Raw genomic sequence first — 25,757 nt, 5'->3', positions numbered from 1 at the left:
TCCGCTCATCCTTTTTTCAGCTGGCAGGTGTCCATCATGAAAAATGAATTAAATCTTTCGTTCGGGATCTTTTATGTCTCCGCTTATTTGCTGGTGATGTTGTTAGGGATTGGGTGTTTTCTATGGCACGACGAATTGATATTTCTGCTGGGGTTTGCCTTCTTCGGTTGTTTTATCGCCGCGCGCATCGCCATGAGCGCCGTGCTGGCGGCATTGAGCGTGCAGGCGGCCTGGCTCATCGCCTTTCTCTCCACCACCCTGGTCAACTGCCTGCTGGCGGGCGTGCTGGGGCTCGGGGTCTATCTCACTCATCGGGTGGTGTCGGTGGAAATAGCTGACAATATCAGTGGGTTATTGTTGGGGCTTCAGCTCTTTTCCGCCGCCTTCATCTTCGGTGGGCTGAAGCTGCACAACTACCGGCTGCTCTCCTCATGAGCCTGCGACAGCGGCAACAGGGGCAGAGGAGGGGCCAGTTGGCGGCGATATGCGGCGAATGACGGCGATAGTGACGCCATATTTGGGCGTGGTGAGAAATATCCGCTGACGGAGCTGTAATATGTGCCAGGGCCGGCTTGGTTGTAATGGGGATGGGGCTAACTTATTATGCCAGCCATCCTGCGATAATCTACGCGATGCTATTTCGCTGCATGTTAGTTTTTATAATTAAGCGTTAAGTTTTTAAAAATTAATTATAACATCTGACTGTGATGGCTGATGCATTGTTTACCGTTGTTGCCGTGCTGCAATTGGCCGGCAAGGGTACCCATCTAGATGTAATGCGAGGCCTGAATGCTGAATGTGAGTGCCATTCCGTTGACCGACATCTCACCCATCTGGGATGACGGCTTTCTCTCCCTCTCCAAGAACCTGCTCTCTGCCGTCACCCTGGATGACTTCATCAAGAAGCTGAACCGGATCCAGCCCTGCTTTCGCCAGGTGGATCGGGTCAACCTCATCCTCAACCTGGGGACGGGGGAGGAGGCGGTCTTCTACTACCTGGGGGAGCAGGGGCCGGCGCACCTCATCTGCCGCAAGGCCGATCTCCATTTTTCCCGCGAGCAGGCCATCGTGCTGCCGGCGAGCCGCTTTCGCCACCGCTGCGAACAGCTAGCGAGCACCCCGGTCTATGACGGTTTGCACTCCTATTGTCAGTTGCCCATCACCACCGCCCGCAGCCATCTGGGCGGGGTGGAGTTCATCAGCCGCGAGGCCAACGCCTTCCCCATGGAGACCCTGGCTAAGCTGACCCAGCTGGCGGCCATCGTCGCCATTGCGCTGGAGAACGTGCTGGACAAGGAGCGCACCCTGGAGCAGGCCAACTCCCTGCGCCTTGAGCGCGACAGCTGCAAGATCCTGGTGGACGTGACCAACGCGGTGATCAAACTGGTGCGCATCGCCGAGTTGCCCCAGAGCCTGTTCACCATCCTGCACCACCACTTTGGTATCAGCAGCCTGTGCCTGGCCGAGTACAACGCCACCTCCGACAGCTTCAAGAGCTACCTGGTCAATCAGCAGCAGCGCGAACAGCCCGGCATCATCAACCACTCGTGTTTTGAGAAGAACTGCCTGCAGGGGGCGCTCGGCCACAGCGAGCCCTTCTTCCTCTATCGCGAGCAGGGCCACGGCTGCCAGTCGAGCTGCCGTTTCACCTCCCAGATCCTGCCCCCCGACGCCGACAGCTCCTGCATCCTGCCACTGCGCTATCGGGGCAATCTGCTGGGGGTGTTGATCCTCTCCCACCCACAAGCGGATTTCTTCGCCGACCTCGATATCTCGCTGCTCGAACAAGTGGCGGCGCGCACGGCGATTGCCATGAACAACGTGCAGGCGCAGCAGGAGATCTCCAACACCACCGGTGCCAGGGAGAAGACGCTTCGGGTCGACGGACCGGCGCCGCAGGGGGACTTTGCCAACATCATCTACCAGAGCGCCGTGATGGAGAAGGTGCTGGAGAAGGTGAAGCTGGTGGCCCAGAGCGACTGCACCGTGCTCATTCTGGGGGAGACCGGCACCGGCAAGGAGCTGATCGCCCAGGCCATTCACGCCCTGAGTGCCCGCCACGATCACGAGATGGTCAAGGTGAACTGCGCCGCCATTCCCACCGGCCTCATCGAGAGCGATCTGTTCGGCCACGAGAAGGGGGCCTTCACCGGGGCGCTGACCCAGCGCATCGGCCGCTTCGAGCGGGCCCACAAGGGCACCCTGTTCCTCGACGAGGTGGGGGACATGCCGCTCGATCTGCAGCCCAAACTGTTGCGGGTCTTGCAGGAGCACGAGCTGGAGCGGGTGGGTAACAGCAACCCCATTGCCATCGACGTGCGGCTGGTGGCGGCCACCAACTGCGATCTGCTCTCCATGGTCAAGAACAAGCGCTTTCGCAGCGACCTCTATTACCGCCTCAACGTCTTTCCCATCGAGCTGCCGCCCCTGCGCGAGCGGCGCGAGGATATTCCGCTCTTGGTCAACTTCTTCATCAAGAAGATCGCCAAGCGGATGCGCCGCACCATCACCTCCATCCCGGCCGACGCCATGAAGATGCTGGTGTCGCTCCCCTGGTACGGCAACATCCGCGAGCTCGAGAACATCATCGAGCGGGCGGTGGTGATGACCCGCGGCCACGTGCTCAACCTCTCGCCGGACGAGCTGCTGCCCCTCAAGGGCTTTCACAAGATAGAGACCCTGGTCTATGACGAGCCGGCCCGGGAGCTGTTTCGCGAGCCGCTGCCCGCCTTGCCGCAGGGTGACGAGGCACAGGGAGAGGATGAGCGCGTCAGCATCATCCGGGCGCTGAAGGCGTGCAACGGCATCGTTGCCGGCGAGCGGGGCGCGGCTCAGCGCCTGGGCATGAAGCGCACCACCTTGCTGTCGAAAATGAAACGGCTCGGGATCTCGGCCAAAGATCCCCGCACCCTCAACTAAGGGGCCCCCAGATGTTGCTTGAACTCGACCCCGATACCCCGCAGGCGCTCAGCGCCCATCGCGAGGTGGTCCATTATCATCAGCGCGGCGTCACCACCGACAGCGCCATGCAGTTGCCCTGCGAAACCCCGGTGGCGCTGGTCTACAACGGCATCGCCCACAGCGTGATGATGTGCTCGGCCGCCGATCTGGAGGATTTCGCCATTGGCTTCTCGCTCTCCGAGGGGATCATCGACAGCCTGCTCGATATCCACGACATCGAGCAGCAGAGCGCCTGCGGCGGCATCGAGCTGCACATCACCCTGGCCAATCGCTGCGTTCATCGCTTGAAAGAGAAGCGGCGTACCCTGGCCGGGCGCACCGGGTGCGGCATCTGTGGCAGCGAAAGCCTGGAACAGGTGGTGCGCGCCCAGCCAAGGCTGCCCGACAGCCAGCGCTTTGCGGTGGGTCATATCGACAAGGTGCTGGCCGCGCTGCGCCCGCTCCAGCTGCTGGGGCAGAGCACGGGGGCGACCCATGCCGCCGTGCACGTGGATGGCGAGGGCAACATCCTTGCCATTCGCGAGGACGTGGGGCGCCATATCGCGCTGGACAAGCTGGTGGGGCACCTGCAGCGAAGTCAACGGCGTGACGGCGCCATCCTGGTGACCAGCCGCGCCAGCTTCGAGATGGTGCAAAAGTGCGCCAGCGCCGGGGTGGAGATCTTGCTCGCCATCTCTGCAGCCACCGAGCTCGCGGTCGAGCGGGCCGAGCAGACCGGGCTCACCCTGGTGGGCTTTTGCCGCCCGGGGCGAGCCGAGATCTACAGCGGTCGCCAGCGCATCCTGCTGGCGAGCGCGGCATCATCCCTCACTGCGGCAGAGGGCTGAGGACACAAGGCCATTGGCGCTCGGGGTTGGCTCGGGTATAGTCCTGCGCCAACAAGATAGGTTCGGTCGCGCTCCTTGCCCGTCAGGGCGCCGCGGCCGACACAGCGTCAAAGGATACCAAGCCCATGAAATTCAGCCCGCTGCTGGATGAGATGATGAAAGCCCTGCAGGTGCTGCCGGGTGTCGGCCCCAAGTCGGCCCAGCGCATGGCATTTACCCTGCTCGAGCGTGAGCGCAGCGGCGGCCTGCGGCTGGCCCAGCTGCTCTCTCGCGCCCTCACCGAGATTGGTCACTGCAGCCACTGCCGTACCTTCACCGAGAATGAGCGCTGCGAGATTTGCGCCAATCCCAAGCGCGAAGAGAACGGCCTGCTGTGCGTGGTGGAGAGCCCGGCGGACGTGGCCGCCATCGAGCAGACCGGCCAGTTCTCCGGCCGCTACTTCGTGCTAATGGGTCACCTCTCGCCGCTGGACGGCATTGGCCCCGAGGAGCTGGGGCTGGAGATCCTGGAGCGACGGTTGAAAGACGAGGCGATCAGCGAGCTTATTCTGGCCACCAACCCCACCATCGAAGGGGACGCCACCGCCTGGTACATCGCCGACATGGCCCGCGCCGCTGGCGTCAAGGTGAGCCGGATTGCCCACGGTGTGCCGGTGGGTGGCGAGCTGGAGCTGGTGGACGGCACCACGCTCTCCCACTCTCTGATGGGGCGTCAGCCCCTTAATTGAGTCAGCGTCAGCCCCTTAACTGAGTCAGCGTCTGTTCTTCAACAGGCCCTGCGTCGCGACTCAGCAGCAATACCAGAACCCGCCTCGGCGGGTTTTTTGTTGGGTAACAGGTTCGATTGGCGCAAAAATCGCCATTCGCACGCCTCGACGTTTTGTCCCCCTTGAAATGGCGATCGCCGGCCCCATCTTGGATCGGGAATATGTTCAACCCGAATCGCCTGAGGATAGTGTCGATGACCCAAAGCGTTCATGCCGAAACCCACGGGTTTCAGACTGAAGTCAAACAACTGCTGAGCCTGATGGCCCACAGCCTCTACTCCAACAAAGAAGTGTTCCTGCGCGAGCTGATTTCCAACGCCTCCGATGCGGCGGACAAGCTGCGCTTCAAGGCGCTTTCCGATGCCTCTTTGTTCGAAAACGACGGCCAGTTGCGCGTTCGCCTGGTGGTTGATAAAGAAAATCGGACCCTGACCATCTCCGACAACGGGATCGGTATGACCCGTGATCAGGTGATCGAGCACCTGGGCACCATCGCCAAGTCCGGCACCGCCGAGTTCTTCAAGAACCTCTCCGGTGATCAGGGCCGCGACTCCCAGCTGATCGGTCAGTTCGGGGTGGGCTTCTACTCCGCCTTCATCGTCGCCGACAAGGTGACCGTGGTGTCCCGCGCCGCCGGTACTGCTCCGGAGCAGGGCGTGCAGTGGGAGTCGGAAGGGGAAGGCTCCTTCACCGTGGCTGACGTGACCAAAGCCGGTCGCGGTACCGACGTCATCCTGCACCTGCGCGCCGAAGAGGACGAGTTCCTCGACGACTGGCGTCTGCGCTCCGTGGTCAGCAAATATTCCGACCACATCAGCGTGCCGGTGGAGATGTACAAAGAGGGCACCCCGGATAGTGTTGGAGAGGGCGAAGAAGATGGCGAGACCATCGTCGGCACCCCGGGCGAGTGGGAGCAGGTCAACCGCGCCACTGCGCTGTGGACCCGCAACCCGAAAGAGATCAAGGACGAGGAGTATCAGGAGTTCTACAAGCACGTCGCTCACGACTTCGAAGATCCGCTCTTGTGGGGTCACAACCGGGTGGAAGGGGCACAGGAGTACACCAGCCTGCTCTACGTGCCGGCCCGCGCACCGTTCGACCTTTACAACCGGGATCAGAAACACGGCCTGAAGCTCTACGTACAGCGCGTCTTCATCATGGACGACGCCGAGCAGTTCATGCCGGCTTACCTGCGCTTCGTCAAAGGGGTGCTGGACTCCAACGATCTGCCGCTCAACGTCAGCCGTGAGATCCTGCAAGACAACAAGGTGACCGTCTCCCTGCGCAAGGCCTGCTCCAAGCGCGTGCTGACCATGCTCGCCAAGCTGGCCAAGGATGATGCCGAGAAGTACGCCAAGTTCTGGAGCGAGTTCGGCAATGTGCTCAAAGAAGGCCCGGCCGAGGATTACGCCAACCGCGAAGAGATCGCCAAGCTCTTGCGCTTTGCCAGCACCGCCGGCGAGGGTGAAGCCCAGACCGTGTCGCTGGAGGATTACGTTGGCCGCATGAAGGAAGGCCAGCAGAAGATTTATTACATCACCGCCGACTCTTACGCTGCCGCCAAGAACAGCCCGCACCTCGAGATCTTCCGCAAGAAGGGTGTCGAAGTGCTGCTGATGTGGGAGCGGGTCGACGAGTGGCTGATGAGCCACCTGACCGAGTTCGACGGCAAGCAGCTGGTCTCCGTCACCCGTGGCGAGCTGGATCTCGGCGATCTGGAAGACGAAGCCTCCAAACAGGCGCAGGAAGAGGCCGAGAAAGCCAACGCCGGTCTGGTGGAGCGGGTCAAGCAGAGCTTGGGTGAGGCGGTAAAAGAGGTGCGCGTCACCCACCGTCTGACCGACTCACCGTCTTGCATCGTCACCGATGCCCACGGCATGAGCACCCAGATGATCAAGCTGATGCGCGCCGCCGGCCAGCCGGTGCCGGAGCAGAAGTACATTCTGGAACTGAACCCCGACCACGCCCTGGTGAAGAAGTTGGGCGCCATCGAAGACGAGGCGCTGTTCGGCGAGTGGGTCACCCTCTTGCACGAACAGGCCCAGCTGGCCGAGCAGGGCGGGCTCAATGATCCGGCGAGCTTCGTCTCCCGTATCAACCGTCTGTTACTCCAGGCATGATGTTTGGGCCCACTGCGTGCAGTGGGCTCTTTCTTTTCTGGCGCCTGCCCCGTCCGGGGTAGGCGCCAGTTGCGTGCAGCGCAGCTGCATTTTCACTCATTTTTCGTACACGGATCTGCGCCAATGGTCGTATTGCCATGTCGGAAAGATGGTGAAAAATAAGCCACTCACACGGGGCAAGCTTGTGAAAATGGGCGAAACCGTGTAGTTTTTTGCCTTCTCAAGAATTGAATAACCAATCAATAGGAGCGTGTATGCGCATTGTTCTGTTGGGGGCTCCGGGTGCCGGCAAGGGTACTCAGGCTCAGTTCATCATGGAAAAACACGGTATTCCGCAGATCTCCACCGGCGACATGCTGCGTGCCGCGATCAAGGCGGGCACCGAGCTGGGCCTCAAGGCCAAAGCCGTGATGGACGCAGGTCAGCTCGTCTCTGACGACATCATCATCGGCCTGGTCAAAGAGCGTATTGCCCAACCGGATTGCGCCAACGGCTTCCTGCTGGACGGTTTCCCGCGCACCATTCCCCAGGCGCAAGCCATGAAGGACGCAGGTGTCGCCGTGGACTTCGTGCTGGAGTTCGACGTGCCGGACGAAGAGATCGTCAAGCGCATGAGCGGTCGTCGCGTTCACTCCGGCTCCGGCCGTACCTACCACGTGGTGTTCAACCCGCCGAAAGTGGAAGGCAAGGACGACGTGACCGGTGAAGATCTGGTGATCCGTGCCGACGACGAAGAGACCACAGTGCGCAAGCGTCTGGATGTGTACCATCAGCAGACCGCACCGCTCATCGGCTTCTACGGCAAGGAAGCGGAAGCGGGCAACACCCGTTACGTCAAGATTGATGGCACCCAGCCGGTGGATCTGGTCAGCAAACAGCTGGCGACCATCCTGGGCTAAGCCCGCCATTGCCATCGTCCCCAAGGGGCCAGCGGCAATGTGCCAGTGAGACAAGGGCCCGGCATGGGCCCTTTCTTGCATTCAGACATAACAACAGAACGACAGGAAGCATACGTGACCACGAAAACCGGGATCTTGCTGGTCAATCTGGGTACCCCAGCCGCGCCCACCACGGCCGCCGTCAAGGCGTTTCTCAGCCAGTTTCTGCACGATCAGCGGGTCGTCGACCTGCCGCGCTACCTCTGGTGTCCTCTGCTCCACTTCATCATCCTGCCGACCCGCTCCCCCAAGGTGGCCAAGCTCTATCAGCAGGTGTGGACCGAGCAGGGCTCGCCGCTGATGGTGATAAGCAAGCAGCAGCGCGCGGCGCTGGAGCAGGAGCTCAAGCGCGAAGGGGTCGAGGTGCCGGTGGAGCTGGCGATGACCTACGGCTCTCCTTCGCTGGATGAGGGCTGGCAGGCGCTCAAGGCCAAGGGAGTCAACCGGGTGATCCTGTTGCCGCTCTATCCCCAGTATTCGGTCAGCACCACCGCCTCGGTGTTCGATGGCTGGGCCAAGGCGATGAAAAAAGAGCGCAACCTGCCGGTGGTGCGGCTCATTCGTGATTACCATGCTCACCCCGAATATATTCAGGCGCTGGCCATGAGCGTGCGCCGCCACTGGGAACAGCACGGCCAGGGCGAGCACCTGCTGATGTCGTTCCACGGCATTCCCGAGCGCTACGAGCGGGAAGGGGATCCCTATGGTCACCAGTGCCGGCGCACCGCCGCCCTGCTGGCCGAGGTGCTCGGGCTGGAGGCCAGTCAGTGGACCGCCAGCTTCCAGTCCCGCTTTGGCAAGGAGGAGTGGCTCAAGCCCTACACCGACGTGACCATCGCCGGCCTGCCGGCCACCGGGATCAAACGGCTCGATGTGATCTGCCCCGCCTTTGCCGCCGACTGCCTCGAAACCCTGGAGGAGATCCAGGTGCAGAACCGGGAGATCTTCATGGCCGCCGGTGGCGAGCAGTTTGAATACATTCCGGCCCTCAACAGCGATCAGGCCCACATCCGCATGATGGTGTCGCTGATCTGCCGCGAGCTGGCCTGACGGGGCATTGCCCGCATCACCCATTGGTGCGGGGCTCTGATCGTTGATTGTCCAAGGAGAAGGAGTTTCACCATGATGCATATCACCCTGATTTACGCCGGCCTCTTGGGGCTGCTGTTCCTCTTGCTCTCCTTCTGGGTGGTCAAGCGCCGGGCCCAGTTCAAGGTGATGATAGGGGAAGGGGAGGCGCCGGAGATGCGCGCCGCCATCCGGGCCCACGGCAACTTTGCCGAGTATGTGCCGCTCACCCTGCTGCTGATGGCGCTGTGCGAGCTGGCGGGCGTCGGGGCATTCTGGCTCCATGCCGGTGGCCTGGCGCTGCTGGTGGGGCGCATCCTGCATGCCATCGGCATTCAGATCCCCAAGGCACCCAACCTGCCGAGGCTGGTCGGCACCCTGCTGTTCTGGCTGGCGCTGGGGCTCTTCTCGGTGCTGGCACTGGCACAGGGGCTCGCCGCCGGCTGAGTCTTGTTCGCGGCAAAAACCACCTCCTTGCGAGGTGGTTTTTTTGATGGGTTTTGGTAAACGTTTTCCTCTGCAGCCCGTGTCTATACTGACTTCATATTTTAATCAGGCGACTTTTCGGCGCGGCGGATTGTGTTAAAATCCCGCCCCTCTTTCCCCCAGAGCACAAGAACATTGCCATGAAATTTCCCGGTCAGCGCAAGTCCAAACACTACTTTCCTGTGGATCGTCGTGATCCCCTCATCTCCCAGAGCGCGGTGCTTGCGGAGCGGGGCAAGGCCTATGTGGTCGGGATTGACCAGACGCTGGTTGACATCGAGGCGCACGTTGATCTGGCATTTCTCGAGCGTTACGGCCTGAGCCGAGGCCACTCCATGCTCATCTCCGATGACGTGGCCGAGCAGATCTACGACGAGCTCAAGAGCAACAACATGGTGGTGAGCGAATTTGCCGGCGGCACCATCGGCAACACCATGCACAACTACTCGGTGCTGGCGGACTCCCACTCCATCCTGCTCGGCGTCATGAGCCAGGACATCCGCATCGGCAGCTACGCCTACCGTTACCTGTGCAACACCTCGTCACGGGTCAACCTCGACTACCTGCAGCCGGTAGACGGCCCGGTCGGCCGCTGCTTCACCTTCATCACCGAAGGGGGCGAGCGCAGCTTCGGCATCAACGCCGGCAAGATGGACCATCTGGATGTGGCCCACATCCCCGAGACCATCATCAAGGAGTCTTCCGCCCTGGTCATCACCGCCTACCTGGTGCGCGGTGAAGATGGCACCCCGATGAAGGACGCGGCCATGACCGCGGTGCGCTATGCCCGCGAGGCCGGTGTGCCGGTGGTGCTGACCCTGGGTACCCGCTTCGTCATCGAGTCCGACCCCCAGTGGTGGCGCGATTTCATCAGCGAGAACGTCACCGTGCTCGCCATGAACGAGGAAGAGGGCGAGGCCCTGACCGGCTTCTCCGATCCGCTGGCTGCCGCCGACAAGGCGCTGGACTGGGCCGACATGGTGCTCTGCACCGCAGGGCCGGTGGGGCTCTACATGGCTGCCTACACCGAAGAGGACTTCAAGCGCGAAACCACGCTGCCGCTGCTGCCCGGTGTCATTCCCGAGTTCAACATGTACGAGTTCAGCCGCCCCATGACCCGCAGCGGTTGCCGCGTGCCCAAGCGCATCTACTCCCACATCTCTCCCTACATGGGCGGGCCGGAGAAGATCAAGAACACCAACGGGGCAGGGGACGGGGCACTCTCTGCCGTGCTGCACGACATGGTGGCCAACGCCTATCACCGCAGCGCCGTGCCCAACTCCGCCAAGCACGTGGCCGAGTTCCTCACCTACTCCTCGCTCTCCCAGGTGTGCAAGTACGCCAACCGGGTGAGCTACGAGGTGCTGGCCCAGAGCAGCCCGCGCCTGTCGCGCGGTCTGCCGGAGAAGGAAGACAGCCTGGAAGAGGTGTACTGGGAGCGTTGATCCCGCCCCTTGCGCTGAAACGCCTCCTTCGGGAGGCGTTTTGTCAGGTAAAACCCGACCGCGGGCAGTTTTTTGTGTGATAAACCCCAAGATGCTTGAGTCCATGTCACTTTTGCGACACCATTTGGCCACCGCATTGCCACTCGGCACTGCCGTGGCCGCAGCACCCGATAGAGAGAGAGCCCCATGAGTAAGTTAACTGACAATCTTGACGCCAATTTCCAACTGTTCATCGAAGAAGTCCGCGAGTCGGGTCAGGTATGGGGCTTGCGTTACGGTGAAGACTGGGTCGTCTGCCGCTCTGCCGAGTTCGAAGATGCCGACGTGATGCCGCTCTGGTCTGCCGAAGGGGATGCCCGCCTGCACTGCGTGGACGAGTGGGCCGATTACGAGCCGGAAGTGATCGAGCTGGAAGAGTTTCTCGACATCTGGATCAACGATCTGGACGAAGACGACGTGCTGGTCGGCCCGAACTGGAACGCCGATCTGGAAGGGCAGGAGCTCGAACCCATCGAGCTGGCCAAGGCGCTGGTGGAACTGGACGCCTGAACCACACTGCATTGAGCCGGGTCTTGGCCCGTCTGACGAGAACCGATATCCGCGAGGATGTCGGTTTTTTTATGGCCGGCTTGCAGAATACTGAATGAAAAGGCGATTTGGCTTTGCACCCGTCAGAGGGATGGTCCATCATCAACCTTTTGCCGAGCGGGAGGAGCCATGTTTGTATTCGACGTCACCGGCGTTGCAGGGGCGCGAGCCGAGATCCGGGTTCAGGCGCTGGACTGGGGGCAGAGCGGCCCCGTCACCTTCCGCTGCGATGACGATCAACTGGCGGTACTGCTGCTGACCGACTGCCGCTGCGATGCGGTGGGCTTCTTCAATCTGCTGGCGGGCTGCAAGCCGCTCTACCTGGAGCAGTGGCTTAGTTATCTGCAGGAGACCGGCCGCATCGCCAAGCAGAACTGCCAGCTGGAGAGCCCGGCCCAGGAGGATTACCTCGCCAAGGCCGGTCTTGAACACGAAGAGCTCAATGCCCTGCTGGGGCAGGTCTATCAGGTGGCGGGTTTCAACCGGCTGCAGATCAACCGTTACCTCAAGAATCGCCACAATCCCACCACCCTGGCGACCCGTTACGATCAGAAGGAGCTGGAGCGCTATCGCCAGCTCAACGACATCATTCTGACTCTGTTGAAGTTGAAGCATCCTCAGTAAACAGCCCGAGCTGGCTGATATCCGGCCGCAGCTGCTGGGGCTTGGCGATGAGATAGCCCTGCAGCCCGTCCACATACATGCCCTGCAGCAGCTGCTTCTGACCCAGCTGCTCCACCCCTTCCGCAATCACCTGACAACCCATCCGGTGTGACACGTCGACGATCATCCGCACGAACTGCTGGTTGGTCAGATCCTGCTCCAGCCCGGTGATGAGGGCGGGATCCAGCTTGATGTAGTCGGGCTTGAGCTCGCGAAACAGGTTGAATGACCCTATCCCCTTGCCGAAGTTGCAGATGGCGGAGCGGCTGCCATTGCGCCTGAGCAGTTCGAACACCCGCTTGGCCCCGGTCAGATTGCGCTCCAGATGCTCTTCATCCAGTTCGAACACCAGGTTGGCGCTGGTGTTGGGGTCGTTGAGCAGCTGCCGGTCAAGCCAGATCAGAAAGGCGCTGTTTTGCAGCAGGTTGCTGGAGAGGTTGATGCCCCAGCGACTCTGATTCGAGCCAAAGGCCCGGTACTGGCGCATGACGTGGGTCACCAGCATCTGTTCCAGCCGCATCACCATGTCCAGCCGCTGGGCCATGGCGAACAGGGTGTCGGTGGGCAGCACAGTGCCGTCGGCACTGCTGAAACGGGTGTAGATCTCGTTGTAGGCCAGCATGCTGCGGTGCATCGGCTGGATCGGCTGGTAGGTGAAGCTGATGCGCTCCTGCTCCAGCAGCTCGGTCAGTACCAGCTTCCAGTGATGCTGCCCCTGCAGCTCTACCACGCTGTCATCCTGCTGGATGGCCCAGCCGTTGACCGTCTCGGTCTGGGCGCGGGCCAGCGCCAGATCCGCCCTGGCCAGAATGGCCTCTATCTTTTGGCCGCTGCTGAGCCGGGTCAGCCCGGAGTAAGCGGCGCTCTCCAGTTCATGCTGCTGCTGATAGTGATCGAAGGCGATCTTCAGATCCCGCCCGAGCAGGGGGGGCGGGATATTGGCGACGGGCTGCACCAGCACCGCGAAGTCGGCCCCCGAGATGCGATAGACCTGATGGCCGGGGAAGCGGCTCACCACCCTGGTGATGATATTGGCGATATCCTTGATGTAGGCATCCCCCGACTGAAAGCCGCGCTGGGCGTTGAGCTTGCCAAGCTCGGTGGCGCGGATCAGTACCAGAGTCGCGGTCTGGGTGTCCTGATCCCGCTGCAGCAGCTCGGTCATGTCGCGGCGAAAGGCGTGGCGGTTTTGCAGCTGGGTCAGCTCGTCCTGGGTCGCCTGGTTGTGCAGCTCGCTGATCTGGCGGTGGGCATCGCGCTCGGCCTCGTTGAAGTGGGCGAGCAGCTGCTGCAGGGCGGCCTGGGCCTCGGGGGTGGTCAGGCAGGTGGGGTCGCGCAGCTGCAGCGCCCGGCACCACACCTGCTCCTGGTGGCTGCGCTCTGCCTGCTGGAGGCGCAGGGTCAGCATGCTCAGCAAGCCGAAGCCGAGCAGGCTGGTGGCGAGGATGATAAGCAGGGTCAGCAGCGTGCTGGTGAAGGCGAGCCAGAGCCCCTGCAACAGCAGCAGGGGAGCACAGAGGAGAGCGATCACCAGCAGCTGGTTGCTCCCGAGCTTGTTCAACATGGTGTCATCCTTGATGATGTCGTTGATGCTGAAATTCTAACCAAGCTCGCGCCGCAAAGCATGAGATCCCGCTCAACTCCTGGAAAAGGGCCAATTGAAATCAGTTAAATGTGAGTGAAACCACTTTCATGGCGCCGGAAACAGGCGAAGATGAATCGAAAATGGACCAAAACAAGGCAGAGGTAATTATGTTGTTAGAACCCGTAAATACTGCCAAAGCACGGCAACTATTGAACCAGAGTATGGCCTTGGTGCTCGCGGGGGGACGGGGCAGTCGCCTGAAGCAGTTGACCGACAACCGCGCCAAGCCTGCCGTCCATTTTGGCGGCAAGTTCCGCATCATCGACTTCGTGCTCTCCAACTGCATCAACTCCGGCATCCGTCGGGTCGGGGTGGTGACCCAGTACAAGTCCCACAGCCTGCTGCGCCACCTGCAATCCGGCTGGTCCTTCCTGCGCTACCAGATGAACGAGTTCATCGACTTGCTGCCCGCCCAGCAGCGGGTGGACGAGGTGCACTGGTATCGCGGCACCGCCGACGCCATCTACCAGAACGTCGACATCATCCGTGACTACGGCCCCAAATACATAGTGGTGCTGGCGGGGGATCACATCTACAAGATGGATTACGCCGCCATGTTGCTCGATCACGTGCGCCTCGGCGCCAAGGTGACGGTGGCCTGCATCGAGGTGCCACGGGCGGAGGCCTCCGCCTTCGGGGTGATGGACATCGACGAGCAGCGCAAGATCCGCGCCTTCGTGGAGAAGCCGGCCAATCCGCCCGCCATGCCGGGCAACGAAAACGTCTCCCTGGCCTCCATGGGCATCTACATCTTCGAGGCGGAGTACCTCTATCAGCTGCTGGAAGAGGACATCCACAACCAGGAGTCCAAACACGATTTCGGCATGGACGTGATCCCGCGCATCGTGGGGGAGGGCAAGGCGTTTGCCCACCCGTTCACCATGTCCTGCGTGGGGGCCAAGGAGGGACAGAAACCCTACTGGCGCGACGTGGGTACCCTGGATTCATTCTGGGAGGCCAACATGGATCTCGCCTCCGTGGTGCCCGAGCTCGACATCTATGACGAGAACTGGCCCATCTGGACCAGCCAGACCATGACGCCGCCGGCCAAGTTCGTGCAGGACAGAAACGGCCAGCACGGCATGACCATCAACTCCATGTTCGCGGGGGGCTCCATCGTCAGCGGCTCCTTCGTGCTCAACTCCGTGCTGTTCACCCATGTGCGGGTGCACTCCTTCTGCACCCTGGATCAGGCCATCATTTTCCCCGGCGTCGAGATTGGCTCGGGTTGCCGGTTGCGGCGGGTGGTGGTGGACAAGGGTTGCAAGCTGCCCGACGGGCTGGTGGTGGGGGAGAACGCCGACGAGGACAGCCGCCGCTTCTATCGCTCCGAGCAGGGTATCGTGCTGGTGACCAAGGAGATGCTGGCCAAGCTGGGGTGATGTCACGCCCAACGCCAGACGCCACAACTAAAAAGGGAGCCGATATGGCTCCCTTTTTCTATTCAGCGAGTGGCTGATTATTTCTCGGTGATCAGCGCCTTGGCGGCCATCACCATGGCGGTGCCGTGCTTGCCACCGGCTGCGGTGACTTGCGGGACGCCATCTTCGTCGGTGTCACCACCGGCCCCTTCGATGACGTTCTCGCCGGAGTCGCCGATCCACTCGGCCATCTGCATGCCGCCGTTGACGGTGCCACGGAACCAGCTCACGTAGCGTTGGGTCAGCTGGGCCAGCTCCAGCACCGGGGCTTTCTCGCCGCCTTCGTTGCGCAGGTTCAGCATGGCGGAGCGCAGGGCGCCGGAGATGGCAGCCTGGGTCCAGGGGGTGTATTCGCCCTGCTTGCCGGCGAGCCAGGTACCGGCCTTGGCATTGAAGTAGGCCTTGTCGGCGGCGATGAACAGCTCGCGCGCCGCCGTGCGGTACTTGGCATCCGAGGTCGCCAGGAAGGCGGCGGTCAGGCCGCGGATGGCGGCAAACTGGGCGTCGATGGACTGGCCGGCATCGAGCTTGCCACCCAGGGTGATCCCATCGTGCACCAGCCCATTTTTGCCCTTGAGATTGGCGAGGATGAAGTCGGCCTGCTGGCGAATGAGCACCAGCGCCTGCTGGCCCTGAGCGGTCTTCAGGTTCAGCTCGCCATTGTCACCAGCGGCGTAACCGACCGGCAGCGCATCCTGGGCGCGCTGGAAGATCTGCAGGGCGACCAGGCTGTAGGCGGCGTCAAAGGTGGTGACGTGCTTGCCCTGTTTGCCTGCTTGCCAGCTGTCCACCAGGGTACCGGCCTTGGGCTCGAAGTGCAGGGCATTGAGGTTCTTGAACACCATGCCGGAGAGGTTCAGTGCCAGGGAGAAGGCATCGTCACCCGCCACCAGCTTGGCGGCATCGCTGCCCTTGTTGGCGGCAGGTGTGGCGGCGAACGGGGCACCGTCGAACACGGCATGGAAGGCCGGGTTCTGGTTGGTGTTGGCGCTGCGCTGATCGGTGAAGGCGTAGAACTCGGAGAGCGGCCACAGCATCATCCAGGCGTCGCGCAGCTGGGCGGAGCCGTCCACCACCTCGAGCTTGCCGATGGCGCCGACGTCGTTCTTGCCGGTCTCGGTCACTTTCACCTGATGGGGGAAGTAGACGATACCCTTGGCCGGATCGTACTGCGGGGTGATCTTGGCACCCAGCTGCTTGCCGTCAAAGCCGAGCTGACCCTGCAGGATGGCCAGCTTGTCGATGGACTGCTCGGTCAGCATCATGCCGTTGAAACCGTCGGCGGCAGAGACCCCCAGCTTGTGCTTGCCGTCCTGATCCATGGTGGCGGACGCGGCTTCCACCTCTTCATCGGTCTCGGCCACGTGCATGCCGCCGAGGAAGTCCTGGGACCACATCACCTCTTTGAGCAGGATGCCGCCCACGGCCGCCGGCACCAGCAGGTTGTCACTGCCGCTCCAGCGCAGGGTGGCGTAGTCGCGGAAGTAGGCCGGTACCTGGGTCTTGACGCTCTTCTCGTTGCCCTTGGCGGTCTTGATGGTGATCTGGTCACCGTTGACCGGGGTGGCGTTGACGGCTTGCGCGAACTCCGGGTTGGCGGAGGAGTAGGGCAGGGAGAGGGGATACATGCCCTGCGGCACTTCATCGGCCGGGAAACCGACCGCCTCGGCCATGGCCAGCACCCGCTGGCCGAGGGAGGCCATGGTGCCGCCGCGAGCCTGGTTTTGCGGCCCGTTTACCAGATGGGGGCCCATGCCGGATTGGTAGTTGAGGGCGTACATCGCCTCTTCGGAGTATTCGTAGGATTCGATGCCGGCGGCGAAGTCGAACGGAGTCGGCTCATCGGCGCGGTTGGCGTCCAGTACATCCAGATCCAGACCGAGGGCCTCGGCCAGCGGCTCGCCGGAGAGCTCGAACTCGGTGTAGGCCAGCATGTTGGCGGCGGTGTTGAATGTCTTGTCTTCTACCTTGACGGCGGCGTGTGCGGCGCCGCTCAGGATCGCGCAGGCGATCGCCTGAACCAGTACGGTTTTTCTCATGTCCCTTCTCACCATATGTTTGATTTTATTATGACGCTTCTCATGAATCTAAATGAGAATGGTGTGCATTATGAGGCAAAGGGGGGAGCTTGAGAAGAAAAAACCGCGCCCCTGGAGTTGAAGAGAAGAGGGGCGCGGTTGGGGGTCAGAGCAGCTTGAAGGGGATGACCAGCCGGCCGGGCTCCACCTTGAGCGCCTCGACTTTATCTTTGATCCTGGCTTCGTTCTTGCGACTGCCGTCCAGCCGGTAGACGGGGGTCTGGGAGAGGAACAGCGAGAGCGACTGGTTGAAGGTGGGCAGCAGCGGAGTGAGAGCGGTGCCCACGTCGGCCGGCTCGGTCTTGACCGAGATGAGCTCGAGATCGCGCAGGTAGATGGCGCCCTGCTCGGCCACGTAGTCGGGGCGGGCGCTCAGGGAGAGGCGGATCTTCATCTGCTGGCTGCCAAGGGGACTCGCTACCTGCAGATCGCCGGCGGCATCCAGTTCGACCCGGTCGGCCTGGCGGCGACCGATGCGGCTTTGCATCTCGTCGAGGCGGATCTTGCTCAACATGATACCGGGGATCCCCAGCTGCTTTTCGAAGGCGACCCTCTCTTTGAGGTATTGGTTGATCTCCCCTTCGCTGACGTTGTACTGGGTGAGTGAACAGGCGGCCAGCAGCAGGCTGAGGGGGAGCAGAAGCAGGTGCTTTAACATCGAGGATCCCGTGGGTTGAGGCAATGGTCATAAAGATGGCGCCATCTTAGGGGGAAATGGCGTTCGCTGCCAGCGTGGGCGGCGAGCCCGCGGTTTTTGTCGCAGCCTCATATGGGGGGTTGGCTGCGGTGCTCATACGGGCAAGGCTGGCCGGACCTGCACGGTGGGCCGCAGCAGCCGTGGCACCCGCCATATCCACAGATAAGTTCCAGTTTTATCGGCATAAAAATCCCATTGACCGGGGGATTTCAAAGCGAGTATTTTACCGCCGCACAAATACAAACTGATAATCATTATCATTTTGAATCATATTTGAGGGTGTAACGTGGATACTCTTGTGATGGAAAATAGCGCGCCTGCCCAGGCTGCGTCTTCGCCCGAATTCTTGTTTACCTCGGGTCAGGGCACGCTCAGTGCCACTGACCTGGGCCAGCCTATCACCACCCCCGCCTGTGAATGGCCTTTGCTAGAGCAACAGATCGCCGACGCGCTGGCAGCGGCCAGCGCCGCCGGCCAGGCCAACCCCCTGCTGATCGGTGCCTTCGCGTTTGACCCGGCGGAAGCCTCCTGCCTCTATGTGCCCGGCCGCTATGAGCGGGGCGATCGCCCTGTCCCGCTGGCACAGGTTCCGGCAACAGCGGCGATGGCAGAGCAGGCTATTGAGACCAACCGGGTCATCTCGGTGCAGAGCACCCCGCCTGCCAGCGAATTCCAGGCCTCGGTCAGCGCGGCGCTGGATGCGTTTGCACAAGGCCGGCTCGCCAAGGTGGTGTTGTCGCGCAAACTCACCCTTACCCTGCACCAGCCCGCCGACCCTAAGCAGGTGATGGCCCGTTTGATGGCCCAGAATCCCCACGCCTTCCACTTCTCCCTGCCGCTCGGCCAGGGCCGCCGCCTGCTTGGCGCCAGCCCCGAGCTGCTGCTGCGGGTCAGCGGGGGAGAGGTGTTCACTCATCCGCTGGCGGGCTCTGCTCGTCGGGCGAGCGAGCCGGCGCAAGATGAAATGGTGGCCCGGGATCTGCTGGCCTCTCGCAAGGATCAGCATGAGCACCGTCTGGTGATCGACGAGATCCGCCGGGTGCTGACGCCCCACTGCCGCGAGCTGGCGATCCCCGCTCATCCCTCGCTGATGAGCACGGATACCCTCTGGCATCTGGGTACCCCCATCGCCGGTCGGCTCAATGGCGGCGAGGCATCGGTACTATCACTTGCCTGCCAGCTTCATCCCACCCCGGCCCTGTGCGGCTATCCCACCGATCTGGCCCGTCAGTTCATTCGTGAACAGGAACCCTTCCGGCGCGCCCTGTTCAGCGGCATCGTCGGCTGGTGCGACAGCCAGGGCAACGGCGAGTGGGCCGTGGTGATCCGCTGCGGCGTGCTCGACGGCCATCAGGTCGAGCTGTTTGCTGGCGCCGGCATCGTCGCGGGCTCGGATCCCGCCATGGAGTGGGCCGAGACCGGCACCAAGCTGGGGACCATGCTCAAAGCCCTGGGCCTGGATTTGGAGGTAGCGCAATGAGCCAGCGTCAATATCTGGGTTGGCAGAGTGGGCAGCCGAATCTGCAAGCCCTGGGCCTGAGTCCGGAGGTAGCGCAATGACCCAGTCCAACCGCTTCCTGCCCTATACCCGCTGGCCCGAGGAATTGGCCCGGCAGTACCGCGCCAAGGGCTATTGGCGTGGCGAGCCGCTGACCGCCATGCTGGCGCGTCAGTGCGAACTGGCCCCCGACGCCGAGGCCATCCTCTGCGGCGAGCGCCGCTTCAGCTATCGCGAGCTGGACACCGCCTCGAGCCGGCTGGCCGCGAATCTGGCTCACCACGGCCTGGGGGCGGGGGATACCGCGCTGGTGCAGCTCCCCAACGTGGCTGAGTTCTATCTGGTGTTCTTCGCCCTGCTCAAGGCCGGCATCGCGCCGGTCAACGCGCTCTTTAGCCACAACCGGCTGGAGCTCCTCTCTTATGCCGAGCAGATCACACCGCGCCTCTTTATCGGCTCGCTGGCCCATCCGCTGTTTGCGAGCAAGGGACGCGAGAGCGAGCTGCTGAAAACCATAGGCGCCGAACTGGTGCTACTGGATGGCGAGAGTGGGGAACTGGGGCTGACCCACTGGTTGGCGAAGGGTGCTGAGGGTGAGCCGGTGAAATCTGGCCCGACCCCGGCGGACGAGGTGGCCTTCTTCCAGCTCTCCGGTGGCAGCACCGGCACTCCCAAGCTCATCCCCCGCACCCATGACGACTACCTGTACAGCGTGCGCCGCAGCAATGAAATCTGTGAATTGGGGCCCCACACCCGCTATCTGTGCGCCCTGCCGGCGCCCCACAACTTCCCCCTGAGCTCCCCGGGCGCCCTGGGGGTATTCGAGGCGGGTGGCGCCGTGGTGCTCGCACCCGATCCCAGCCCCATCAGCTGTTTCCCGCTGATCGCCCGCCACCGGGTCAATCTCACCTCGCTGGTGCCGCCGGCGGTCTCGCTCTGGCTGCAGGCAGCGGAAGCGGACCCCACTGCGCGCACTCAGCTCGAGAGCCTCGACTTGCTGCAAGTGGGCGGCGCCAAGCTGGGGGAGGCGGTGGCCAGCAAGATAGGGCCGCTACTCGGCTGCCGGCTGCAGCAGGTGTTCGGCATGGCGGAGGGGCTGGTCAACTACACCCGGCTGGATGACCCCGACGAGAAGGTCATTCACACCCAGGGCCGCCCCATGAGCCCGGACGACGAGGTGCGCATCCTCGATGAGGCGGGCAACCCGGTCGCCCCCGGCGAGCCTGGCGCCCTGCACACCCGTGGCCCCTATACCTTCCGCGGTTACTACCAGAGCCCGGCCCACAACGCCCGGGTGTTCGATGCCGAGGGTTTCTACTGCTCCGGCGATCTGGTGGTACAGGATGCCGATGGTTACCTCACCGTGGTGGGGAGGCAGAAGGATCAGATCAACCGGGGCGGCGAGAAGATCGCGGCGGAAGAGGTGGAAAACCAGCTGCTGCACCATCCGGCCATCACCCATGCGGCCCTGGTCTCCATGCCCGACAGCGCCATGGGGGAGAAGAGCTGTGCCTTCATCGTCAGCACGGATCCCGCCTTGAAGCCGCTGGCCTTGCGCAAGTTTCTGCGCGAGCGCGGGGTGGCGGACTTCAAGCTGCCAGACCGTTTCGAAACCCTGGATGCCCTGCCCATGACGGCGGTGGGCAAGATTGACAAGCAGGGGCTGCGGGCGCGCATTGCGCACCTCATAGCCGCCGGCAATCCCCTGACAACAGCATAAAACTAAAAAGGAATCATGACGTTATGGCTATCCCAACCCTGAACAATTACGCCATGCCCAGCCAGTGGAAGGCCAACAAGGTCGACTGGTCCCTGGATCCCAAACGTGCCGCCCTGCTGATCCACGACATGCAGGAGTACTTCACCGCCTTCTATGGCGAAAACAGCCCGTTGATTGCGGCCCTGACTGAGCGCCTGGCCGCCGTGCGCAAGCAGTGCAAGGCCCTCGGCATCCCGGTCTTCTACACCGCCCAGCCCAAGGATCAATCCCCTGAAGATCGCGCCCTGCTCAACGACATGTGGGGCCCGGGTCTGAACAAGAGCCCCGAGCTGCAGCAGGTGGTGGCGGCGCTGCGTCCGGAGCGGGACGACACCGTGTTGGTCAAGTGGCGCTACAGCGCCTTCCAGCGCTCCGAGCTGGAGCAGATGCTCAAAGCGCTGGGGCGGGATCAGCTGATCATCGGCGGCATCTACGGCCATATCGGCTGCATGATGACCGCCTGCGACGCCTTCATGCGCGACATCCAGCCCTTCTTCCTGGCGGACGGGGTGGCGGACTTCTCCCTGGCCGATCACCAGATGGCGCTCGACTACGTGGCGACCCGCTGCGGCAAGGTGATCCCCTGCGAGGAGGTGCTGGCGCTTGCGCCGGTTGCCGCTTCTGCCGCCCAGACTAATCCGCTCCTGACCAATCCGTTGCTGACGTATGAGGGGCTCAAGGCGCGGCTGCTGAGCCATATCGACGAGGACGAGGGGGAGTTTGACCCCGACGAGAACCTTATCGACTACGGTCTGGATTCGGTGCGGATCATGGCCCTGCTCACCGAGTGGCGCGCCGCCGGGGTGGAGCTCGGCTTCGTGGATCTCGCCAAGCTGCCGACCCTCAACGGCTGGTGGCGCCTCATCGAGGCCAAGCTGGCAGCCCAGGCCCTGGAGGTGGCCCCATGAACCGCTTCCCCTTGACCATTCCCCAGCAGGGGCTCTGGTCCGGACATCTGTTAAACGACGACAAGGCGATGTTCAACACCGCCGAGTGCATCGCCTTCGACGGCAAGGTCGAGGCGGCCGTGCTGGCCGCAGCCCTTGCCAAAGCGGTGGGGGAGTGCGAGGCACTCAAGGGCTACTTCGAAGACGATAAGGAGGCGGTCTGCTTCGTCTCGCATGAGCTGCCCCTGGCCTATGAAGAGGTCTCCCTCGAGCGCGATGACGAGACGCTGGCCCGCGCCTGGGCCTGGGCCGATCTGCGCCGTCCGTTCGAGCTGACCCAAGAGGCGCCCTGCCGCTTTGCCCTGCTGCGCGGCCCCGGCCGCGATTATCTCTACAGCTGCGTGCACCACATCGCCCTCGACGGCTTTGGTACCACCTTGTTGTTCCAGCGCATCGCCGAGCTGTATGCAGAGGGGCTGGCCGGTGAGATGAACTCCCCATCGCCCTTCGGCTCGTTGGCGGAGGTGCTGGCGGAAGAGGCGAGCCGCGAGCAGAGCGGCAAGAACGCTGCCGCTCGCGTCTTCTGGCAGGAGCAGCTGCAAGGCTGGCCCGAGGTGAAGTCCTTTGGCGAGACCCGCGCACCGATTGCCGCCGACTTTATCCGCGAGAGCCGTCCGCTGCCGGCGGCGCTGTGGCAATCCCTGACCGGCTTTGCCGACGAGCACAAGCTGGGCTGGCCCGATCTGCTGCTGGCCGGCCTCTCTGCCCAGCTGTCGCTGTCAAGCGGCCAGGATAAGACCCTGCTCGGCCTGATGATGATGAACCGCATCGGCTCGGCGTCCCTGACCGTGCCCTGCATGCAGATGAACATTACCCCCCTTGCTCTGGAGCTCGAAGAGGGGCTGAGTCTGGCGGGAGCCGCCGGCGCCGTGGCCAAGGCCAAGCGCGGGGTGCGCAAACACCAGCACTACCGCTACGAGCTGCTGCGCCGCGACCTTGGCCTGGTGGGGGGCGACAAGCGCCTGTTCGGCCCGCTGGTCAACATCATGCCGTTTGATCACGCTCGCCGCTTCGGGCCGCTATCTGCCCATATTCTCAACATCAGCGCCGGCCCGGTTGAGGATCTCACCATCGAGGTGCAGGTTGGCGTCGATGGCCAGCCCAGGCTGGATCTGGACGCCAACCCCGGCTGCTACTGTCAGGCGGATCTGGCTGCCATCGCCGATATCCTGTTTGCCCTGCTGGGCCGCTGGCTGGCCGAGCCTGCCCAGACCCTGGGAACGCTCAAGGCCGACTGGCTGGCCGAGCAGCGGACCAGCGCCCTGATCGCTGGCCCCGCCCATGAAGTGATCAAGGCACGGCCGGTGCTGGAGGCGCTCTGCCACTTCGCCGCCCAGACCCCGGACAAGATCGCCTTGATTCAGAGCACGGAGCAGGGAGAGGCCCGCTTCAGCTACGAGGCGCTGCTGGCCAGATCTGAACAGATGGCGGCCGCCCTGCAGGCCGCAGGCGTCGCCCCCGGCGACAAGGTGGGGGTCATGCTGGCTCGCACCCCTCAGGCCATCTTCGCCCAGCTGGCGGTGCTGCTGGCAGGTGCCGTCTACGTGCCGCTCGACCCCGAGCAGCCGTTGGAACGTCAGGGCCATATTCTGCGGCTGGGGGAGGTCAAGACCCTGATCACCCAGGCCGAGTACCGCCACAAGCTGGCCAGCCTGTTTGAGGGGCGCACCCTGTTGGCGGGGGATCTGGTGAGCGATAACCGCTTGAACCAGCCAGCCGCCGGCCGCGCCGTCGCCTACCTGATGTTCACCTCGGGCTCGACCGGTCTGCCCAAAGGGGTGGCGGTCAGCCACGGCGCGCTGGATCACTTCGCCGCCGCCGCCCGCTGCCGCTATCACCTGGATGAAGACGCGCGGATGCTGCAATTCGCCCCCTTCAACTTCGACGCCAGCATCGAGGAGGTGTTCGCCACCTTGAGCGCCGGTGCCACCCTGGTGCTGCGCACCGACGCCCTGCTCGAATCCATGCCCGCCTTTGCGGCCGGGGTGGAGCAGATGGGGATCACCCACCTCGACCTGCCCACCGCGTTCTGGAATGAGTGGGTGGTGGCGCTGACGGCGGGTCAGGCCCACATTCCTGCCGAGCTTACCACCGTCATCATCGGCGGCGAGGCGGTCTATCCCGAGCAGCTGGCCCAGTGGCAGCGTCAGGGCCGCTCCGATGTGCGCCTGTTCAACACCTACGGCCCCACCGAGACCACAGTGGTGGTGACCACTCAGGAGCTGCAGCAGGAAGATCCGAGCCAGGCCCAGCTACCCATCGGCCTGCCGCTGCCCGGCATGCAGGCGCTCATTCTGGGGGCGGGGGAGCAACCCGCCAACGAGGGGGAGCTGGTGCTGCTCGGCCCGCAGCTGGCCAATGGCTATGTGGGGGGCGTGCAAGGGAGCTTTGGCACCCTGCGGGTTGGCGCGGAGCTGATGCCCGTCTATCGCACCGGCGATCGGGTGCGCCTGGTGGCTGGCCGGCTGGTCTACCTCGGCCGGCGCGACAACGAATTCAAGATAAGCGGCTATCGCATCCAGCCCGGCGAGGTGGAGGCCCAGCTGTTGGCCCTGCCGGGGGTGGATGAGGCCTGCGTGCAGGGGGTGAGCATCGGCAGCGTGCGCCGGCTGGTGGCCTTCGTGGCGGGGCCGGAGCGCGACAGCCGGGTCATCAAGGCGCAGCTGGCCAGGGTGCTGCCTGCCGCCATGATCCCCACCGACTATCGCCACTATGACCAGCTGCCCCGCACCGGCTCCAACAAGCTGGATCGCAAGGCCCTGCTGGCCGCCTACCAGGCGGGGGGCGAAGCGTTGACCCTGGGCAGCGAGACCGAGAACCGGGTCGGCGCCATCTGGCAGCAGATCCTGGGGCTCGCCACCATGGCGCCCGCCGACAACTTCTTCGAACTGGGGGGCCAGTCCCTGCAGACCATCCAGATAGTCAACCGGCTCGGCGCCGAGTTCGGGGTGCAGGTCAAGGTTTCCGACGTGTTCGATCACCCGCGCCTCGATGACTTCTGCCGTTTCCTCGACGGCCTGCTTGCCGAGGACGAAGAGAGCGTGGAGATGGTGTGGTGATGAGCAAGATGACGAAGGATCAGCAAAAAATGGCGTTTGATTTCACTGGCAAGCGGGTCTGGGTGACCGGAGCAGGGCGCGGCATCGGCTGCGAGGTGGCGACGCAGTTCGTGGCGGCCGGCGCCGCCGTGGTGGGGCTGGACCTGGCGTTTCTTGAAGCCGACTACCCCTATGCCACCCGGCTGCTCGATATCGGCGACTCGAAGGCGGTCAACGCCTGCTGCGCAGCGCTGCTGGCAGACGGCGGGCTGGATGTGCTGGTGAACGGGGCCGGGGTCTTGCGCCTCGGCCCCACCGAAACCTTAAGCGATGATGACTGGCACGACTGCATGACGGTCAACGCCAGCGGGGTCTTCTATCTGCTGCGGGCCCTGGTGCCCCACTTCAAGGAGCAGCGGCGCGGTGCCATCGTCACCATCGGCTCCAACGCCGCCCATGTGCCGCGCATGCAGATGGCGGCCTATTGCGCCTCCAAGGCGGCGGTCACCAGCCTGACCCAGACGGTGGGGCTGGAGCTGGCCCCTTTCGGCGTGCGCGCCAACCTGGTGTCGCCGGGCTCGACGGATACCCCCATGCTGCGCGGCATGCTGCCAAGCGAGGAGGCCATGGCCCGCACCATTGCCGGGTTGCCGGAGCAGTTCAAGCTCGGCATCCCCCTGCGCAAGGTAGCGACCCCGGCGGAGATCGCCCATACCGTCCTCTTCCTGGCCTCGGATCTGGCCAGCCACATCACGCTGCAGGATCTGGTCGTCGACGGCGGCGCCACCCTGAGTGCCTGAGGCTTGAGAAA

Annotated in this window: 20 protein-coding genes; 17 read left to right on the top strand and 3 right to left on the bottom strand. The window is 63.2% G+C overall.

Annotation, left to right across the window (positions count from 1 at the left end):
* Positions 1-36: 36 nt before the first annotated feature.
* The 11 genes from AHA_RS12595 to AHA_RS12545 all read left to right on the top strand — a co-directional run bounded on the left by AHA_RS12595 (position 37) and on the right by AHA_RS12545 (position 11,824).
* Positions 37-435, top strand: coding sequence for a hypothetical protein (locus tag AHA_RS12595; protein ID WP_005301849.1), 399 nt, complete (start codon positions 37-39; stop codon positions 433-435).
* A gap of 354 nt (positions 436-789) precedes the next feature.
* On the top strand, positions 790-2,919 hold the full coding sequence (locus AHA_RS12590) for a sigma 54-interacting transcriptional regulator (RefSeq protein WP_011706322.1): 2,130 nt from the start codon (positions 790-792) through the stop codon (positions 2,917-2,919).
* 11 nt (positions 2,920-2,930) lie between these two features.
* Positions 2,931-3,788: a formate dehydrogenase accessory sulfurtransferase FdhD gene (gene fdhD, locus AHA_RS12585; protein ID WP_011706321.1), complete on the top strand. Its 858-nt coding sequence runs from the start codon at positions 2,931-2,933 to the stop codon at positions 3,786-3,788.
* Between the two features lie 125 nt (positions 3,789-3,913).
* Positions 3,914-4,516 carry a recombination mediator RecR gene (gene recR / locus AHA_RS12580; protein ID WP_010633741.1) on the top strand — a complete coding sequence of 201 codons (603 nt, stop codon included), beginning with the start codon at positions 3,914-3,916 and terminating at the stop codon, positions 4,514-4,516.
* 233 nt (positions 4,517-4,749) lie between these two features.
* Positions 4,750-6,675 (top strand): molecular chaperone HtpG, encoded by a 1,926-nt coding sequence (gene htpG / locus AHA_RS12575; RefSeq protein ID WP_011706320.1) that lies wholly within the window; start codon positions 4,750-4,752, stop codon positions 6,673-6,675.
* 254 nt (positions 6,676-6,929) lie between these two features.
* On the top strand, positions 6,930-7,574 hold the full coding sequence (adk, locus tag AHA_RS12570) for an adenylate kinase (RefSeq protein ID WP_011706319.1): 645 nt from the start codon (positions 6,930-6,932) through the stop codon (positions 7,572-7,574).
* A 114-nt stretch (positions 7,575-7,688) separates the two neighbouring features.
* Complete coding sequence (gene hemH, locus AHA_RS12565; protein WP_164927663.1) at positions 7,689-8,663, top strand: ferrochelatase; 975 nt, start codon at positions 7,689-7,691, stop codon at positions 8,661-8,663.
* Positions 8,664-8,735: 72 nt separating this feature from the next.
* On the top strand, positions 8,736-9,128 hold the full coding sequence (locus AHA_RS12560) for an MAPEG family protein (protein WP_011706317.1): 393 nt from the start codon (positions 8,736-8,738) through the stop codon (positions 9,126-9,128).
* Between the two features lie 179 nt (positions 9,129-9,307).
* Complete coding sequence (locus AHA_RS12555; protein ID WP_011706316.1) at positions 9,308-10,612, top strand: inosine/guanosine kinase; 1,305 nt, start codon at positions 9,308-9,310, stop codon at positions 10,610-10,612.
* A gap of 186 nt (positions 10,613-10,798) precedes the next feature.
* Positions 10,799-11,161, top strand: a complete 363-nt coding sequence (locus AHA_RS12550) for a DUF2750 domain-containing protein (RefSeq protein ID WP_010674427.1) — start codon at positions 10,799-10,801, stop codon at positions 11,159-11,161.
* A gap of 168 nt (positions 11,162-11,329) precedes the next feature.
* Positions 11,330-11,824 (top strand): hypothetical protein, encoded by a 495-nt coding sequence (locus AHA_RS12545; RefSeq protein WP_011706315.1) that lies wholly within the window; start codon positions 11,330-11,332, stop codon positions 11,822-11,824.
* On the opposite strand, the gene AHA_RS12540 is transcribed toward AHA_RS12545, so the two are convergent.
* Complete coding sequence (locus tag AHA_RS12540; RefSeq protein WP_011706314.1) at positions 11,787-13,427, bottom strand: EAL domain-containing protein; 1,641 nt, start codon at positions 13,425-13,427, stop codon at positions 11,787-11,789. The two genes, AHA_RS12545 and AHA_RS12540, sit on opposite strands and share 38 nt — an antisense overlap.
* Positions 13,428-13,615: 188 nt before the next feature.
* On the opposite strand from AHA_RS12540, the gene glgC reads away from it, so the two are divergent.
* On the top strand, positions 13,616-14,890 hold the full coding sequence (gene glgC, locus AHA_RS12535) for a glucose-1-phosphate adenylyltransferase (protein ID WP_011706313.1): 1,275 nt from the start codon (positions 13,616-13,618) through the stop codon (positions 14,888-14,890).
* A 77-nt stretch (positions 14,891-14,967) separates the two neighbouring features.
* Here the strand turns inward: glgC and AHA_RS12530 are convergent, their stop codons facing one another.
* Positions 14,968-16,968, bottom strand: coding sequence for a hypothetical protein (locus AHA_RS12530; RefSeq protein ID WP_011706312.1), 2,001 nt, complete (start codon positions 16,966-16,968; stop codon positions 14,968-14,970).
* Positions 16,969-17,113: 145 nt separating this feature from the next.
* Positions 17,114-17,665, bottom strand: a complete 552-nt coding sequence (locus AHA_RS12525; protein ID WP_011706311.1) for a lipoprotein — start codon at positions 17,663-17,665, stop codon at positions 17,114-17,116.
* Positions 17,666-17,990: 325 nt separating this feature from the next.
* Between AHA_RS12525 and amoC the strand changes: the two genes are divergently transcribed.
* The 5 genes from amoC to amoA all read left to right on the top strand — a co-directional run bounded on the left by amoC (position 17,991) and on the right by amoA (position 25,746).
* The gene (gene amoC / locus AHA_RS12520; RefSeq protein ID WP_011706310.1) at positions 17,991-19,184 is read left to right on the top strand and encodes an amonabactin biosynthesis isochorismate synthase AmoC; all 1,194 of its coding nucleotides are present in this window, start codon (positions 17,991-17,993) and stop codon (positions 19,182-19,184) included.
* A gap of 76 nt (positions 19,185-19,260) precedes the next feature.
* The gene (amoE, locus tag AHA_RS12515) at positions 19,261-20,922 is read left to right on the top strand and encodes an amonabactin biosynthesis (2,3-dihydroxybenzoyl)adenylate synthase AmoE (protein ID WP_011706309.1); all 1,662 of its coding nucleotides are present in this window, start codon (positions 19,261-19,263) and stop codon (positions 20,920-20,922) included.
* A 23-nt stretch (positions 20,923-20,945) separates the two neighbouring features.
* A complete protein-coding gene (amoB, locus tag AHA_RS12510) occupies positions 20,946-21,869 on the top strand; it encodes an amonabactin biosynthesis bifunctional protein AmoB (protein WP_011706308.1) in 924 nt (307 codons plus the stop codon).
* Positions 21,866-24,967 (top strand): amonabactin biosynthesis non-ribosomal peptide synthetase AmoF, encoded by a 3,102-nt coding sequence (gene amoF / locus AHA_RS12505; protein WP_011706307.1) that lies wholly within the window; start codon positions 21,866-21,868, stop codon positions 24,965-24,967. Before amoB ends, amoF begins: the two co-directional genes overlap by 4 nt.
* A gap of 29 nt (positions 24,968-24,996) precedes the next feature.
* On the top strand, positions 24,997-25,746 hold the full coding sequence (amoA, locus tag AHA_RS12500; protein WP_011706306.1) for an amonabactin biosynthesis protein AmoA: 750 nt from the start codon (positions 24,997-24,999) through the stop codon (positions 25,744-25,746).
* The last annotated feature ends 11 nt before the right edge of the window (positions 25,747-25,757 follow it).

This window comes from Aeromonas hydrophila subsp. hydrophila ATCC 7966 (genome assembly GCF_000014805.1).
Lineage (GTDB): Bacteria > Pseudomonadota > Gammaproteobacteria > Enterobacterales > Aeromonadaceae > Aeromonas > Aeromonas hydrophila.
The sequence above is the reverse complement of the archived record's forward strand: the minus strand, read 5'-3'. Positions and strand labels throughout refer to the sequence as shown.

Coding starts and splice junctions, on each gene's coding strand:
- AHA_RS12595 (WP_005301849.1), top strand. CDS start 37: ATGAAAAATGAATTAAATCTTTCGTTCGGGATCTTTTATGTCTCCGCT.
- AHA_RS12590 (WP_011706322.1), top strand. CDS start 790: ATGCTGAATGTGAGTGCCATTCCGTTGACCGACATCTCACCCATCTGG.
- fdhD (WP_011706321.1), top strand. CDS start 2,931: ATGTTGCTTGAACTCGACCCCGATACCCCGCAGGCGCTCAGCGCCCAT.
- recR (WP_010633741.1), top strand. CDS start 3,914: ATGAAATTCAGCCCGCTGCTGGATGAGATGATGAAAGCCCTGCAGGTG.
- htpG (WP_011706320.1), top strand. CDS start 4,750: ATGACCCAAAGCGTTCATGCCGAAACCCACGGGTTTCAGACTGAAGTC.
- adk (WP_011706319.1), top strand. CDS start 6,930: ATGCGCATTGTTCTGTTGGGGGCTCCGGGTGCCGGCAAGGGTACTCAG.
- AHA_RS12560 (WP_011706317.1), top strand. CDS start 8,736: ATGATGCATATCACCCTGATTTACGCCGGCCTCTTGGGGCTGCTGTTC.
- AHA_RS12555 (WP_011706316.1), top strand. CDS start 9,308: ATGAAATTTCCCGGTCAGCGCAAGTCCAAACACTACTTTCCTGTGGAT.
- AHA_RS12550 (WP_010674427.1), top strand. CDS start 10,799: ATGAGTAAGTTAACTGACAATCTTGACGCCAATTTCCAACTGTTCATC.
- AHA_RS12545 (WP_011706315.1), top strand. CDS start 11,330: ATGTTTGTATTCGACGTCACCGGCGTTGCAGGGGCGCGAGCCGAGATC.
- AHA_RS12540 (WP_011706314.1), bottom strand. CDS start 13,427: ATGTTGAACAAGCTCGGGAGCAACCAGCTGCTGGTGATCGCTCTCCTC.
- glgC (WP_011706313.1), top strand. CDS start 13,616: ATGTTGTTAGAACCCGTAAATACTGCCAAAGCACGGCAACTATTGAAC.
- AHA_RS12530 (WP_011706312.1), bottom strand. CDS start 16,968: ATGAGAAAAACCGTACTGGTTCAGGCGATCGCCTGCGCGATCCTGAGC.
- AHA_RS12525 (WP_011706311.1), bottom strand. CDS start 17,665: ATGTTAAAGCACCTGCTTCTGCTCCCCCTCAGCCTGCTGCTGGCCGCC.
- amoE (WP_011706309.1), top strand. CDS start 19,261: ATGACCCAGTCCAACCGCTTCCTGCCCTATACCCGCTGGCCCGAGGAA.
- amoB (WP_011706308.1), top strand. CDS start 20,946: ATGGCTATCCCAACCCTGAACAATTACGCCATGCCCAGCCAGTGGAAG.
- amoF (WP_011706307.1), top strand. CDS start 21,866: ATGAACCGCTTCCCCTTGACCATTCCCCAGCAGGGGCTCTGGTCCGGA.
- amoA (WP_011706306.1), top strand. CDS start 24,997: ATGGCGTTTGATTTCACTGGCAAGCGGGTCTGGGTGACCGGAGCAGGG.